Annotated in this window: 13 protein-coding genes; 9 read left to right on the forward strand and 4 right to left on the reverse strand. The window is 74.4% G+C overall.

What is annotated here, in order from left to right:
- Positions 1-14 precede the first annotated feature (14 nt).
- The 4 genes from arsB to IE326_RS37640 all read left to right on the forward strand — a co-directional run bounded on the left by arsB (position 15) and on the right by IE326_RS37640 (position 4,186).
- Positions 15-1,097: an ACR3 family arsenite efflux transporter gene (gene arsB / locus IE326_RS37625; RefSeq protein ID WP_190045042.1), complete on the forward strand. Its 1,083-nt coding sequence runs from the start codon at positions 15-17 to the stop codon at positions 1,095-1,097.
- Positions 1,098-1,151: 54 nt separating this feature from the next.
- Positions 1,152-2,228, forward strand: coding sequence for an ArsO family NAD(P)H-dependent flavin-containing monooxygenase (locus IE326_RS37630; RefSeq protein ID WP_190044762.1), 1,077 nt, complete (start codon positions 1,152-1,154; stop codon positions 2,226-2,228).
- Positions 2,229-2,302: 74 nt separating this feature from the next.
- Positions 2,303-2,689 (forward strand): ArsR/SmtB family transcription factor, encoded by a 387-nt coding sequence (locus IE326_RS37635; RefSeq protein ID WP_150234453.1) that lies wholly within the window; start codon positions 2,303-2,305, stop codon positions 2,687-2,689.
- A gap of 234 nt (positions 2,690-2,923) precedes the next feature.
- Entirely contained in the window at positions 2,924-4,186 is a 1,263-nt protein-coding gene (locus tag IE326_RS37640; RefSeq protein WP_190044763.1) for an ATP-grasp domain-containing protein, read from the forward strand.
- Positions 4,187-4,262: 76 nt separating this feature from the next.
- Here IE326_RS37640 and IE326_RS37645 read toward each other — a convergent pair whose 3' ends face one another.
- The 3 genes from IE326_RS37645 to IE326_RS37655 all read right to left on the reverse strand — a co-directional run bounded on the left by IE326_RS37645 (position 4,263) and on the right by IE326_RS37655 (position 6,824).
- A complete protein-coding gene (locus tag IE326_RS37645) occupies positions 4,263-4,781 on the reverse strand; it encodes a GNAT family N-acetyltransferase (protein WP_190044764.1) in 519 nt (172 codons plus the stop codon).
- A 218-nt stretch (positions 4,782-4,999) separates the two neighbouring features.
- A complete protein-coding gene (locus IE326_RS37650; protein WP_190044765.1) occupies positions 5,000-6,166 on the reverse strand; it encodes a permease in 1,167 nt (388 codons plus the stop codon).
- Between the two features lie 295 nt (positions 6,167-6,461).
- Positions 6,462-6,824 carry an ArsR/SmtB family transcription factor gene (locus IE326_RS37655; RefSeq protein ID WP_150234461.1) on the reverse strand — a complete coding sequence of 121 codons (363 nt, stop codon included), beginning with the start codon at positions 6,822-6,824 and terminating at the stop codon, positions 6,462-6,464.
- 159 nt (positions 6,825-6,983) lie between these two features.
- On the opposite strand from IE326_RS37655, the gene IE326_RS37660 reads away from it, so the two are divergent.
- Positions 6,984-7,190 (forward strand): hypothetical protein, encoded by a 207-nt coding sequence (locus IE326_RS37660; RefSeq protein ID WP_150234464.1) that lies wholly within the window; start codon positions 6,984-6,986, stop codon positions 7,188-7,190.
- Positions 7,191-7,242: 52 nt separating this feature from the next.
- Positions 7,243-7,656 (forward strand): ArsI/CadI family heavy metal resistance metalloenzyme, encoded by a 414-nt coding sequence (locus IE326_RS37665; protein ID WP_190044766.1) that lies wholly within the window; start codon positions 7,243-7,245, stop codon positions 7,654-7,656.
- Between the two features lie 42 nt (positions 7,657-7,698).
- Here the strand turns inward: IE326_RS37665 and IE326_RS37670 are convergent, their stop codons facing one another.
- Complete coding sequence (locus tag IE326_RS37670) at positions 7,699-9,978, reverse strand: hypothetical protein (protein ID WP_190044767.1); 2,280 nt, start codon at positions 9,976-9,978, stop codon at positions 7,699-7,701.
- A gap of 291 nt (positions 9,979-10,269) precedes the next feature.
- Here IE326_RS37670 and IE326_RS37675 point away from each other — a divergent pair, with 291 nt between their 5' ends.
- The 3 genes from IE326_RS37675 to IE326_RS37685 all read left to right on the forward strand — a co-directional run bounded on the left by IE326_RS37675 (position 10,270) and on the right by IE326_RS37685 (position 13,740).
- Positions 10,270-11,244 (forward strand): acetylxylan esterase, encoded by a 975-nt coding sequence (locus IE326_RS37675; protein WP_190044768.1) that lies wholly within the window; start codon positions 10,270-10,272, stop codon positions 11,242-11,244.
- A 53-nt stretch (positions 11,245-11,297) separates the two neighbouring features.
- Entirely contained in the window at positions 11,298-12,227 is a 930-nt protein-coding gene (locus IE326_RS37680; protein ID WP_150234472.1) for a LysR family transcriptional regulator, read from the forward strand.
- A 142-nt stretch (positions 12,228-12,369) separates the two neighbouring features.
- The gene (locus tag IE326_RS37685; protein WP_190044769.1) at positions 12,370-13,740 is read left to right on the forward strand and encodes a carbohydrate-binding protein; all 1,371 of its coding nucleotides are present in this window, start codon (positions 12,370-12,372) and stop codon (positions 13,738-13,740) included.
- Positions 13,741-13,769 lie beyond the last annotated feature (29 nt).

A 13,769-nucleotide genomic window follows, 5' to 3' on the forward strand; every position in this document is an offset into this window, starting at 1 on the left:
CTGCGACCCCCTCCATGGACTCCTCCCTCTCCCCCGCTCCCGAGCAATCCACGGTCGTCGGGAAGCTGTCGACGCTCGACCGCTTCCTCGCCGTCTGGATCCTGATCGCCATGGGCCTCGGCCTCGGGCTCGGACGGCTGGTCCCCGGCCTGGGCGACGCGCTCGCGAAGGTCGAGATCGGCGGCATCTCGCTCCCGATCGCCGTCGGCCTGCTGGTCATGATGTACCCGGTGCTCGCGAAGGTCCGCTACGACCGGCTCGACGCCGTCACCGGCGACCGCAGGCTGATGGCCTCCTCCCTGGTGGTCAACTGGGTCCTCGGCCCGGCCGTCATGTTCGCCCTCGCCTGGACCTTCCTTCCCGACCTGCCCGAGTACCGCACCGGACTGATCATCGTCGGCCTGGCCCGCTGCATCGCCATGGTCGTCATCTGGAACGACCTCGCCTGCGGCGACCGCGACGCCGCCGCCGTCCTCGTCGCCCTCAACAGCGTGTTCCAGGTCCTCGCCTTCGGCCTGCTCGGCTGGTTCTACCTCGACGTCCTGCCCGGATGGCTCGGCCTCGGCGAGGGCGAGACGCTCGACATCTCGATGTGGAAGATCGCGCTGAACGTCGTCGTCTTCCTCGGCGTCCCGCTGCTCGCCGGCTTCCTCACCCGCCGCGTCGGCGAGAAGAAGCTGGGCCGCGGGGCGTACGAGTCGAAGTTCCTGCCGAAGCTCGGCCCGTGGGCCCTGTACGGCCTGCTCTTCACGATCGTCGTCCTCTTCGCGCTCCAGGGGAGGACGATCACCTCCCAGCCGCTCGACGTCGCCCGCATCGCCCTGCCGCTCCTCGTCTACTTCGCGGTCATGTGGTTCGGCACCTTCGCACTCGGCAAGGCGATCGGCCTGCCCTACGACCGCACCGCCACCCTCGCGTTCACCGCCGCCGGCAACAACTTCGAACTCGCCATCGCCGTCGCCATCGCCACCTTCGGCGTCACCTCCGGCCAGGCCCTCTCCGGAGTCGTCGGTCCCCTCATCGAGGTCCCCGTCCTGATCGCCCTCGTGCACGTGTCGCTGGCCCGGCGCGGGAGGTTCACCGCCGCCCGCCGGTAGCGCACGTCCCACCCCCACCGGGCGCCCGGCGCCCACCGAGCAGAGGAGAGACGGATGGGCGGGTCCGAGACCGTCGACGTGGTCGTCATCGGCGGAGGGCAGGCCGGGCTCGCCGCCGGCTACCACCTGCGCCGCGCGGGAGCGGACTTCGTGGTCCTGGACGCCGCCCCGGCCCCCGGGGGTGCGTGGCGGCACGTCTGGGAGTCCCTCCGCCTCTTCTCCCCCGCCGCGTACTCCTCCCTGCCCGGCCGCCCCATGCCCCCGCAGCCGGGCGAGACCTACCCGGACGCCGCCCACGTCGTCGACTACCTCACCGCGTACGAACGGCGCTACGACCTCCCCGTCCACCGGCCCGTGCGCGTGGACGGCGTCCACCGCGACGGCCCCCTCCTCCGCGTCGAGACCGGCTCCGGCACCTGGCGGGCCCGCGCGGTCGTCAGCGCCACCGGCACCTGGTCGCGCCCCTTCCTCCCCGCCGTGCCCGGCCGCTCCGACTTCCGCGGCGTCCAGCTGCACACCGTCGAGTACCGGCGGCCCGAGGCCTTCGCGGGACGGAAGGTACTGGTGGTCGGCGGCGGGAACTCCGGCGCACAGATCGCCGCCGACCTCGCCCCCACCGCCGACATGACCTGGGTCACCCTCCGCGAACCCCGCTACCTGCCCGACGACGTCGACGGCCGCGTCCTCTTCGACGTGGCGACCGCCCGCCGGCGCGCCCTCGACGAGGGCCGCGGCGACACCGGCGGCGTCGCGTCGCTGGGCGACGTCGTCGCCGTCCCGCCGGTCCGGGCCGCCCGCGACGCCGGCCTCCTCAAGGCGCTGCCCATGTTCACCCGTCTCACCGCGACCGGCGCGGAATGGCCCGACGGCACCACCGCCGAGGCCGACGCGGTCGTCTGGTGCACGGGCTTCCGCCCGGCCCTGTCCCACCTCGCCCCGCTCGGCCTGCGCGGCCCCCGCGGACACGTCCCCACCGCGGGCACCCGGTCCCTGGACGAACCCCGTCTGCACCTGCTCGGCTACGGCGACTGGACCGGCCCCGCCTCCGCCACCCTCGTCGGCGTCGGCCGCCCGGCCCGCGACGCCGCGCGGCAGATCGCGGATCTGCTCGGCCGTCCCTCCGGCGGGTGAACGGGAAGTGAACTACTGACGGAGATCGCCCCGCGGATTGGCCCGCTCCTCCCGGCGAATCGTAGGATGGCGGGATGGCAACTCCGCTGGTGCGCATACCGATCGAGACCGTGAGCGAGGGCCTCTGCGTACCCGCCTCCCCGGGACCGCTGATCGACCGTGACGAGGTCGAGCTGCTGACGGTCCGGCTGAAGGCGATGGCCGACCAGACCCGCCTCCAGATCCTCCATCTGATCGACCGGTCGCCGACCGGGGAGCTCTGCGTCTGCGACCTGACCGAGTCCCTCGACGTGGCGCAGCCCACGGTCAGCCGCCACCTCAAGATCCTCGCCAACGCCGGGCTGCTGCGCCGCGAACAGCGCGGCACCTGGGCCTGGTTCTCGATCCGCCGGGACGTCCTCCAGGACCTCGGACAGCGGGCCTTCCCGCGCGTCGCGGACAGCGCGTCCACCTGCTCCTGACGGCGGGACCGGCGCGGAGCCCGTACCCGCGAAGCATCGACCGCTTTCGATCGAACCCCACCCGACCACCCGCTCCCCTAGAGGGCTACGGACGCCTCCGGCCTTCATTCATCGATCTATTGACATACATCGCTCGATGCTGGCAGGGTTCCGGCGATCGGCCGCGGTGGCGCCGCACATGCCCGCCGCCACCGGTCCCCCGCCACGCCACACGCCACACGAAGGTTGTCCGCCATGGCCGCCACGCCCGTCCCGCACCCGCCCGCACCCGAGGCACCGGTCCTGCTCCTGATCGGCAGCGGCGACCGCCGCTACCGGGAGTACATCGTGGCCGCCGTCTCCCGGCACTTCCGCCTGTGGCTCCTCGACGCCCACGAGCCGAGCTGGCAACTCCCTTACGTGGAGGGGAGTTCGCTCCTCGACACCAAGGACGTCGACGCGCTGCGCGCCGAGGCGGAGCGGGTCGTGCGGCGGCTGCCGGTGGCCGGGGTGTTCACCTACGACGAGTCCCTGGTGCACGCCGCCGCCCTGCTCGCCGAGGCCCTGGGCCTGCCCGGGAGCGCGCCGGACGCGGTGCTCGCCTGCCGCGACAAGGCGACCACCCGCGCGCGGCTGACCGCCGCCGGCGTGCCGCAGCCCGCCTGCACCCCCGTCTCCACGGCGGCCGAGGCGCGTGCCGCCGCCGACGCGACCGGCTATCCCGTGGTGGTCAAGGCGCGCGGGCTCGCCGGCAGCCTCGGGGTCGTCCGGGCCGACCACGGCGACGCCGTCGAGGCGGCCTTCGCGGCGGCCGGCTCCGCCGACTGGCCGGGCGTGCCCCGCTACGAGGCCGACGTCCTCGTCGAGGAGTACCTCACCGGCCCCGAGATCAGCGTCGACGCGGTCGTCGTCGACGGCGTCTGCACCCCGCTCGTCGTGGCGCGCAAGCAGGTCGGCATGGACCCGTACTTCGAGGAGACCGGCCACACCGTCGACGCCGCCGACCCGCTCCTGCGGGACGCCGGGCTCCTGGAGCAGCTCCAGCACATCCACAAGGCCCTCGGCTTCGAACACGGCGCCACGCACACCGAGTTCAAGCTCACCCCGAAGGGGCCCCGGCTCGTCGAGATCAACGCGCGCCTCGGCGGCGACTTCATCCCCCTCATCGGCATGCTCGCGACCGGCACCGACCCCGCCGTCGCCGCCGCCAGCGTGGCGGCCGGGCTCACTCCCGACACGGCGCCGAAGACCAGGAGGACCGCGGCGATCAGGTTCCTCTACCCGGAGCACGACTGCGAAGCCGTCGAAGTGACCGTGCGCTCCGACCTGTTCGGCCCGACGGTGCACAGCGCGGTCGCGACCGCGGGCCCCGGGACGCGCCTGGCCCTCCCGCCCAAGGCGTACATGAACCGGTACGGCTACGTCATCGCCGTCGGCGAGGAGCACGCCCAGGTGACCGCCGACGCCGACGCAGCCCCCACGCTGATCGAGCTGCGCTCCCGCCCGCTGGCCGACTGACGGCGCCCGGCGGGACGGACCCGCCGGAGCGGCGGGACGGCGGATCGATGCCGGTCACCTCGGTGACCGGCATCCCTCATGTGACGACCGGGCTGCGGCGCTCCACGAGCAGGACGTCCCGCCAGACGCCGTGGTGGCGGCCCACCCGCTCCCGCCGGCCGAGGACGCGGAACCCCACGGAGCCGTGCAGGGCCAGGCTCGCGGTGTTCTCCGGGAAGACGCCCGCCTGGATCGTCCAGATCCCGGCCTTCTCGGTGGAGGCGATCAGCGCCTCCAGGAGCGTGCGCCCCACACCGGCCCCCCGCGCCGCCGGGGAGACGTACACGGAGTGCTCGACCACTCCCGCGTAGGCGGGGCGGGCCGAGACGCGGGACACCGCCGTCCAGCCGACGACCTGCCGCCGCCGGTCGAGCGCCACGTACCGGTGGTCGGGCAAGCGTGAGGCGTCGAACTCGCCCCAGGCCGGGGCGGCCGTCTCGAACGTGGCGTCGCCCTCGTCGATGCCCTGCTGATAGATCGCCAGGACGGCCTGGGCGTGGGCTTCGGTCATCGGGGCGAGCGTGATCTCCTGGGGCGGGGAGGGGAGTTCGGTCATGCGTGGCTCTTTTCTCCGGGGGGATGACGCCGGGTGCGTGCGGGAGCAGGAGCGGGAACGAGTACGGGAAAGGGTACGGCGACGCTCCTGTGGCGTCGGGGGCCGCCACAGGAGCGTCGGTGGGGGGGTGAGGAGGGTGGTTCGGGTGGGGGCCGGCCCGGGGGTGTGGCCGGGGTGCGGGCCGGGGGAAAGCGGTGGACCGGGGGAAGGGCGGCGGGTCAGAGGAGCGGGAGGCAGACGAGGCCGATGCCCACGCTGCCGAGGAGGCCGACGCCGAGGTAGAACGCGAAGACCTTCGCCTTCACGACGCTCTTGACGGCGACCATGGCCGGGATCGTCGTGATGGCGCCGCCGAGGAGGAAGGTGACGCCCGCCGCGGCGACCATGCCCTGGTCGAGGAGGCCCTCGACGACGGGGATGGCGCCGACGCCGTTGAGGTAGAGCGGGACGCTGATGGCCCCGGCGATCAGGACGGAGAGGACTCCGTCCGTGCCGAGGATGCCCGAGACGACGTCGGTGGGCACGTACCGGACGATCACGGCCTCCAGCACGATGGCGAGGAGCAGCCACTTGCCGAGGATCAGCGAGTCGCTGACGATCTCCTTGAGGATCTCGCCGGCCCGGAGCTGCTTGATGTCGCGCCGCACGAGCACGCGCCACGGCGTGCCGTCGTCGTCCGCGTCGCCCTGGGCGGTCCGGGCGGCCGCGGAGCATCCGCCGGACTCCGGGGCGGAGTCCGGTGCCGAACCCTGGAGGGGCTCCTGGGGGGCTCCCCCGCAACCGCCCGCGGACGGGGCGGCAGCGCCGGTGACGGCTCCGCCGCCGACCGTGACGGCGACGGGCTCCTGGACGGCCGCCTTCGCCGCGGAGCACGCGGGCGCGGCGGCGGTCTCCTCCTCCTGCGAGCAGGACTTCGCGGGCTTCTTCTCCTCCGTGGAGTCGAGCAGCGGATCGGCGAACCGGCCGCGCCGTTCGAGCGCCAGGACGATGAGGCCGGCGCCGAAGCTCAGGACCAGGGCGCCGATGAGGCGGGCGGTGGCGATGGGGATGCCGAGCTGCGCGGCGGAGAGCGCGTAGATCTCCGGGTCCATGGAGGGGGACGCGATCCAGAACGACATGACCGCCGAGAGCGGGACGCCGGCCATCAGGAAGCGGCGGATCAAGGGGATCACGGTGAAGGAGCAGAAGGGGCTGAACGCCCCGATGGCCGTGACGACGGCGATGCCGAGGACGCCGCGGCGCCCCTGGGCGAAGCTACGGCGCGCGACCACGTCGATCGACAGTCGCTGCACCGCGATGCCCAGGACGATGGCGAGCAGGAACCACGGGAGGTAGTGCAGCACCTCATCCAGGATGAACAGGCCAAGGGCCCGCAGTTCGTCCACAGGTGAACCTCTCTGAGACGGTGACACGTGAGCGGGCGGCGCCGCGAAGGGGGACGTACGAGGTTCGTGACGGGCCGCACGGGGGGCCAGACGCCCCCTTTATCGAATATCGATGATAGACGATTAATAAGATCTGCCGCAATGGCGTGCACTGGTGGCGGGGCCGCCGGAGGCGAAGAACGAATGAGCCGCCCCGGATCCCAACGCCGGAGGGGGCGCCATCGAATGCCGTCGATCGAGCACGCCGGCCACCCCGGCCCCCGAGGCGCGGGGCCACCTCCGGAGCGCGGCCGGATCAGACCGAGGCGGCCTTGGTCAGGATCGCGCCCATGGCCGCGAGCACGGCGGGCTCGACGCGGTAGTAGACCCAGGTGCCGCGCCGCTCGGACGAGAGGAGCCCGGCCTCCTTCAGCTTCTTCAGGTGGTGGGAGACCGTGGGCTGGGAGACGCCGACGTCGGAGATGTCACAGACGCACGCCTCGCCGTTCCGGTGGGAGGCGACGGCGGAGAAGAGCCGGAGGCGGACCGGGTCGCCGAGCGCCTTGAACATGCGGGCGGTGCGCTCCGCCTCCTCCGCGGTCAGCGGCCGCTCGTCCAGGGGCGGGCAGCAGGGCTCCGCCTCGGACTCCAGTACCGGCAGCAGCTCCGTGTTCGACATGAACCTATTTTGACACATGTCGAACCAACCCCCAAGAGCCTCGCGCGGCAGATCGCCCCCTCCTCTGGATTCGATGTTCATCTATATTGACGACTGTCTCATCGGATGTCACCCTGAGGTGGCAGACATCGATGGACATCGAATCAAGAGGGAATCATCATGAGCGCCGTCTCCACCTCCCCCGCACCGGCCACGGCCGCCGATCTGCCCGTCGTGGTCGTCGGAGCGGGGCCCATCGGTCTGGCCGCGGCCGCGCACCTGCGCGACGCCGCGATCGCCGGGGACCGCGACGCGGCCGGCCGCGTCGAGCTCGTCCTCCCCGAGACGGGGGTCTGCGCGGGCAGCGGCCTCTTCGACACCCCCTGACCCGCCCTTGTCCGCCGACCACTGACGAACACAACCCATACGGAGGAACACGATGTCCCGCATACAGCTCGCCCTGCGCGTTCCCGACCTGGCCGCCTCCGTCGCCTTCTACACCGGGCTCTTCGGTGTCCGGCCCGCCAAACTCCGCGACGGATACGCCAACTTCGCCCTCACGGACCCGCCCCTCAAGCTCGTCCTCATCGAAGGCGCCGAGGGCGAGGACACCCGCCTGGACCACCTCGGCGTGGAGGTCGCCACCACGGAAGCCGTCCGCGCCGCCACCGCCCGGCTGCGCGAGGAGGGCCTCGCGACGACGGAGGAGACCGACACCACCTGCTGCTACGCCCTCCAGGACAAGGTGTGGGTCCACGGACCGGGACGGGAACCGTGGGAGGTGTACGTCGTCAAGGCCGACGCCGACACCCTCGCCAAGCAGCCCGAGCAGCCGGAGAGCACCTGCTGCTGACCCGGCCGGCCTTCCCCTCCCCCGTCCGCCTCCGTTCCGGCGTCAGTCGCGGAGGAGGAAGAAGAGGTGCAGGGGATCGACGCCGGCCTCGGCGAGGAGGGGGCCGAGGTCGCGGCGGGCCTGTTCGTCCTGGGCGGTGGGGCGGGGGGCGCCGCTCTGGAAGGCGGCGAGGGGCGTCGCGGGGGCGAGGATGCGGAAGGCCGTCCACTGCCTGCCCCGCTGGCGGACGAGGAGCGGCCGGTGCCAGGCCATGAAGCAGGGGACTCCCGCGCCCCGCCCCCGGGCGCGGGCGAGCACGGGGCCGGGCCACAGGTCGCCGGGCAGGCCGGCCACCACCGTGACGGCCTTCGCACAGGCCCCCTGCGGGTTGCTGAACTCGCCCGCGAGGTGCCAGACGCCGTCCTCGTAGGTCCCGGGCAGATGGGCGGCGGCCAGGGCGCGGTGCGCCTCGGCGACGGGGTCCGGCACGGAGCGGGCGCGCTCGCCCAGCGCCTCCACGTCGGTCCCGGCGGCCACGGGCGCTCCCCGGCGGCCGGCCGGCAGGCAGAGGTCCGCCGCCCGCTCCGGCAGGGCGCGGGCCACCGCCGTGCGGCCGAGCCGCCAGGCGGCGGCCGCCACCGGGTCCGCCTCCGGGCCCTCGAACTCTCCGTGCAGCCCGAGGAGCGACACGCAGACGGCGATCACCGCGTCGAGCCGTTCCTCCTGGTCCTCGGGGAGGTCGCCGTCCGCCGGACGGTCCACCGCGTGGAGGGCGCCGAGCAGGTCGGCGGTGACGGCGCGCCAGCCGTAGTCGTCCTCGTCCCAGGCGCCCGCGGCGAGCAGGTGCAGGTGGAGGGCGGTGACCAGCAGCGACGTGGGCGGCGACCACGGTCGGACACGGGCGTGGTCGCCCGCCCCCTTCTCGGACGCCAGCCGGTGCGCCAGTCCGCCGATCCACGCACGGGCCTGCTCGCGGGCCTCGTCGGGGAGGACGGCCGGGCCGTCCTCTCCCCCGTGCCCGTCCCCTCTCCCGTCGTCCGCCGCGAGGGGCCCGAAGGCCAGTCGTGTCAGTTCCGGCCCCAGCGTCCACCGGCAGTCGGCCACCGTCGGGAACACCGTGTCCTCGGCGTCGAGTTCGCGCAGCCGGGCGATGTCCTGCTCGAACCGCCGCGCGGTCGCCGGGTCGCCGAACAGGGTCCTGGTCCCGTACTCGCCGGAGAGCGGGGGCGGGGCGTCGGCGGGCCGGTCGGCGGGGAGCCGGTCACGGACGACGGGCGGAGCGGGTGCTGCGAGCGGAGCGGGCGCTGCGGGCGTCCGGGCGGGGGCGGGCGGTTCCCCTTCCGCCGGCCCGGACGCGCGTTCCGCCGGTCCGGACGCGGGCCCGAGCGCGGGGGCGGTGACGGTGGCCAGGACGGCGAGTTCGCAGTTGCGGGCGGGGCCTTCCCCGGTCCCCCGGGCGGCGTCTCCGACGGCGCGGGCGAGCGACTCCGGCGTCAGGCCGGGGCTTCCGGCGAGCCGGTGCCAGACGTCGCCCTCGCGCCACTCGACGAGCGTGCCGTGCGACGATCCGGTCCCGTCGCGGCCTGACGCGTCGCGCAGAACCCCCGGGGTGGTCGTCACCGGCATCAGCCGGTCGCGGAGGAGCTTCGGCGCCTCCCCCGGCGGGTCCATGGAGGCGGCGGGCAGGCGGAGTTCGTCCACCGGGCCGAGGGGGAGCAGGCCGATCAGGGGCCGTCGCAGATTGTGCGCCAGGCGGACGTCCGCGCCCTCCTTCGTCTCCTCGTCGCCGAAGGCGGGCGCCTGGCAGTGGAGTTCGATCAGCAGGTCGGCGACGTGCCGCAGGTGGGCCGCCCACCAGGGGGTCACGGCCACGGCGTCCGGCAGGGCCTCCAGCCAGTCGGCGAGGTCGGCGAGGAGGGGGTGGGACGCCCCTCCGTCCGTGGCGACGACGGTCCACGGCCCGTCCGCGCCCTCCCGGGCCGACCACGCGGGCCCCCCGGGCCCGATGGCGACGCGGCAGGCGTCGTCCCCGAGCAGCAGGACCAGTTCGGGACGGAAGGCGCCGTGGCAGGAGGCGGTGCCGTGGTGGTAGCCGTGCCCGGCCTGCCGGGCCCCGGTCTCCTCGTGCGGGGCGCGCCCGGCGTCCCCCAGGACCGCGACGCGGGCGCCGAGCGCCCGGGCCGCCGGGAAGACGGTGGTCTCCAGGGAGGGGAGGTCAGGGGCGCGGCCGAGGACCAGGAGCTCCCTCAGGGGCGCCTTGTCCGGGCGTTCCCGCCACTCCTCCAGCAGGGAGACCGGTGGGGAGAAGACGCTGTGCACCGTCGCTTTCGCCGTCGCCGTCATGCCGCCACGCCCCGTCTCGTCCCCACCGCTCCGACCAGGATGGGATGCCTCGAATCCGTCCGCACGCCCCCGCCTTCCCCCTCGACCGTCCCGACCCTACATCCGGTACCCGTACGGGAAAGGGCGAGGGGGAAGGCGGAGGACGGGAAGGGGTGCGGGGCGCGGTCGGCGCCCGACAGGAGGACGATCGTTCACGTATATGAATCCGGCGGGAGTGCGGGCTAGGGTGGGGCGGGCCGGACGTGACCGGTCGACATTTCGAACGTGACGACCTGACCAGGCGGTGCGCACATGACCCTGTTCGACATGCCCCTCGACCGGCTGCGGGAGTACCGGAGCGCTTCGGTGGAGCCGGAGGACTTCGACGCCTTCTGGGCGAAGACGCTCGGGGAGGCGCGGGAGCACCCGCTCGACGCGCGGTTCGAGCGGGTCGAAACGGGGCTCGCGACGGTGGAGACGTACGACGTGACGTTCGCCGGGTTCGGCGGCCAGCCCGTGAAGGGCTGGTTCGTCGTCCCGGCGGGGACGGCCGAACCGGTGCCGGCGGTCGTGGAGTTCCTGGGGTACGGCGGCGGGCGCGGGCTCGCGCACTCCCATCTGCTGTGGGCCTCGGCCGGGTTCGCGCACTTCGTGATGGACACCCGTGGCCAGGGCAGCGGTTGGGCGCCGGGCGACACCGCGGACCCGGTGGGCAGCGCCCCCGCGTTCCCGGGGTTCATGACGCGGGGCGTGGAGGATCCGGAGACGTACTACTACCGGCGCCTGTACACGGACGCCGTGCGTGCGGTGGAGGCGGCCCGGTCGCATCCGCTCGCGGACGCGGCCCGCACCGCGGTCACCGGCATCAGCCAGGGCGGCGGCATCACGATCGCCGTCTCGGGGCTGGTGCCGGACCTGGCGGCGGTCTCGCCGGACGTGCCGTTCCTGTGCGACTTCCCGCGCGCGACGACGGTCACGGACCGCACGCCGTACCGGGAGATCGGCAACTACCTGAAGACGCACCGGGGCCGGGTGGAGCGGGTGCGGGAGACCCTGTCCTACTTCGACGGGGTGCACTTCGCGGCCCGGGCGACGGCGCCCGCGCTGTTCTCCACCGCGCTGGAGGACCAGACCTGCCCGCCGTCGACGGTGTTCGCCGCGTTCAACGCGTACGCGCACGAGGACAAGGCGATCGAGGTCTACGACTTCAACGACCACGAGGGCGGCGGCGCCTTCCAGCAGGCCGCGCAGCTGCGCTGGCTCCCGGACCGCCTGCGCGTCCGCTAGCAACCCCCTTCCTTGGTCTGGACCTGTCAGGGGTGGGGCGTCAAGCTGGCGGCATGGACTTGGAGTTGCGGCACCTGAAGACGGTCCGGGCCATCGCCGAGGCGGGCAGCCTCACCCGTGCGGCCACCGCCCTCGGACTGGCGCAGCCCGCCCTGAGCGCCCAGCTGAAGCGGATCGAGCGGGCCCTGGGCGGGGTCCTGTTCGAGCGCGGCAGGGACGGGGTGCGGGCCACCGCCCTGGGCGACCTGGTCCTGGACCGGGCGCGGGTGGTGCTGCCCGCCGTGTGCGAACTCCAGGAGGAGGCCGTGCGGTTCGCCCGGGACGGGGCCGCCGGGCACCGGCTCGGCGGGACCCACGGCCCGCTGCTCGGCGGGCTCGTGGACCGGCTCGCCCGCACCGAGCCGGACGCCCAGGTCACCACGTACACCTCCTGGTCCGAACGGGAGGTGGCCTGCGGGGTGGTGGCCGGGCGGCTCGACTTCGCGCTCGTCGGCGTCTGCGGCGAGAGCTCCCCGCCCGAGGCGGGGCGGCTCGCCTGGACGGAGGTGGCCCGCGACCCGGTGTACGTGATGCTGGCCACCGGCCACCCGCTGGCCTCCCGCCCGCACGTCGCGCTCGCCGAACTCGCCGCCGAGGACTGGACGGACGTGCCGGGCGACGGCTGCTTCGGCGACTGCTTCGCCGCCGCGTGCGTGCGGGCCGGCTTCACCCCGGCCCGGGTGTACGAGACGGACACCGCCTCCTGCGTGCACCTGGTCCAGGTGGGCCGGGCGGTGGGCCTCTGCCGGGCGACCTTCCCGGCGACCCCGGGCATCGTCACCCGTCCCCTGACCGGCTCCCCCCTCCTGTGGCGCCATCTGCTCGGCTGGCACCCCGAGGGCCGCGCGGCGGCCCGCGCCCCCGCCGTCCTCGCCCACGCCCGCGACGCCCACGCGGAGGCCCTGGCCCGCAGCGCGGCCCGGTCGACGGACACCTTCTTCTGACGCGCACTCATGCGGTCTTCCTCGCAAGGTGAGTTCGGGGGCCATAACGCGGGGGGGAGGGGCCAGGTGGAGGCTCCCGCTCCCGGGACGGCGTTCCTACGGTTCTCGGCAGATCCCCCACCGAGAACCGAGGAGACTCCCCATGCTCCGACGACACGCCCGCGCGGCGTGTACCGCGCTGGCCGCCGCCGGGATGGCGCTGGCCGGCCTCCAGGCCGGGTCCGCGACCGCCGCGCAGCCCTCCCCCGGGTCCGCCCCCTCCGTGCAGAGCGCCGCCCGTGCGCTCGGCGCGGACCAGGCGCGGCCCGAGCTGCTCGCCGCGATGGGCCGCGACCTGGGCCTCACCCGCACGCAGGCGGAGCACCGCCTCGTCAACGAGGCGGAGGCCGGCGCCACCGCCGCCCGGCTCCGGCAGCACCTGGGCGGCTCCTTCGCGGGCGCCTGGGTCGCGGGGGCCGAGTCCGGCTCCCTGACCGTGGCCACCACCCGCGCCGCCGACCTCGCCGCGATCCGGGCGGCCGGGGCCGGGGCCGCGCTCGTCCGCCACGACCTGACCGCGCTGGAGCGGGCCCGGACGGCCCTGGACCGGGCGGCGACCGCCGACGCCCCGGTGCGGTACGTCGACGTCCGCGCGAACGTGCTGGTCGTCGAGGAGACCCGGGCCGGCGCGGGGGACCGCCTGGTGGCGGCCGGCGGCGTGCCGCGGGAGCTCGTGCGGATCGTGCGGTCCGCCGGGGCGCCGCGCCCGCTCTACGACCTCCGGGGCGGCGACGCGTACTACATGGGCGGCGGCGGGCGCTGCTCGGTCGGCTTCCCGGTGACCCGGGGCACCACGCAGGGCTTCGCGACGGCCGGCCACTGCGGCCGCGCCGGCCAGTCCACCAGCGGCTTCAACCAGGTCGCGCAGGGCACCTTCCAGGCATCGACCTTCCCCGGCAACGACATGGCCTGGGTCGCGGCGAACACCAACTGGACCTCGACGCCGTACGTGAAGGGCGCCGGTGGCGCGAACGTGCAGGTCACCGGCTCGGTGCTGCAGCCCGTCGGCTCCTCCGTCTGCCGGTCGGGCTCCACCACCGGCTGGCACTGCGGCACCATCCAGCAGCACAACACCAGCGTCACCTACCAGGAGGGCACGGTCTCGGGCGTCACCCGCACGACCGTGTGCGCCGAGCCGGGCGACTCGGGCGGCTCGTACATCTCCGGCAGCCAGGCGCAGGGCGTGACCTCGGGCGGCACGGGCAACTGCTCCAGCGGCGGCACCACCTACTTCCAGCCGCTGAACCCGATCCTGTCCGGCTACGGCCTGACCCTGAAGACCACCGGGTCCGACCCGGGCCCCGGCCCCGGCCCGGGGGAGCCGCAGCCGGGCGGTACGTGGACGGCGGGCAAGGTGTACGCGGCCGGTGACACGGTCACGTACGGCGGTTCGACCTACCGCTGCCTCCAGGGCCACCAGGCCCAGGCCGGCTGGGAGCCGTCGAACGTGCCGGCGCTCTGGCAGCGGATCTGACCGCACCCCGCTCCCTCCGCGTGCGGAGA

It is taken from the genome of Streptomyces filamentosus (genome assembly GCF_014654895.1).
GTDB classification, from domain to species: domain Bacteria; phylum Actinomycetota; class Actinomycetes; order Streptomycetales; family Streptomycetaceae; genus Streptomyces; species Streptomyces filamentosus.

Excerpts from the sequence above, each read along its gene's own strand:
- IE326_RS37675 (WP_190044768.1), top strand. The coding sequence starts at position 10,270 with ATGACCCTGTTCGACATGCCCCTCGACCGGCTGCGGGAGTACCGGAGC.
- IE326_RS37670 (WP_190044767.1), bottom strand. The coding sequence starts at position 9,978 with ATGACGGCGACGGCGAAAGCGACGGTGCACAGCGTCTTCTCCCCACCG.
- IE326_RS37660 (WP_150234464.1), top strand. The coding sequence starts at position 6,984 with ATGAGCGCCGTCTCCACCTCCCCCGCACCGGCCACGGCCGCCGATCTG.
- IE326_RS37635 (WP_150234453.1), top strand. The coding sequence starts at position 2,303 with ATGGCAACTCCGCTGGTGCGCATACCGATCGAGACCGTGAGCGAGGGC.
- IE326_RS37665 (WP_190044766.1), top strand. The coding sequence starts at position 7,243 with ATGTCCCGCATACAGCTCGCCCTGCGCGTTCCCGACCTGGCCGCCTCC.
- IE326_RS37630 (WP_190044762.1), top strand. The coding sequence starts at position 1,152 with ATGGGCGGGTCCGAGACCGTCGACGTGGTCGTCATCGGCGGAGGGCAG.
- arsB (WP_190045042.1), top strand. The coding sequence starts at position 15 with ATGGACTCCTCCCTCTCCCCCGCTCCCGAGCAATCCACGGTCGTCGGG.
- IE326_RS37655 (WP_150234461.1), bottom strand. The coding sequence starts at position 6,824 with ATGTCGAACACGGAGCTGCTGCCGGTACTGGAGTCCGAGGCGGAGCCC.
- IE326_RS37640 (WP_190044763.1), top strand. The coding sequence starts at position 2,924 with ATGGCCGCCACGCCCGTCCCGCACCCGCCCGCACCCGAGGCACCGGTC.
- IE326_RS37680 (WP_150234472.1), top strand. The coding sequence starts at position 11,298 with ATGGACTTGGAGTTGCGGCACCTGAAGACGGTCCGGGCCATCGCCGAG.
- IE326_RS37645 (WP_190044764.1), bottom strand. The coding sequence starts at position 4,781 with ATGACCGAACTCCCCTCCCCGCCCCAGGAGATCACGCTCGCCCCGATG.
- IE326_RS37685 (WP_190044769.1), top strand. The coding sequence starts at position 12,370 with ATGCTCCGACGACACGCCCGCGCGGCGTGTACCGCGCTGGCCGCCGCC.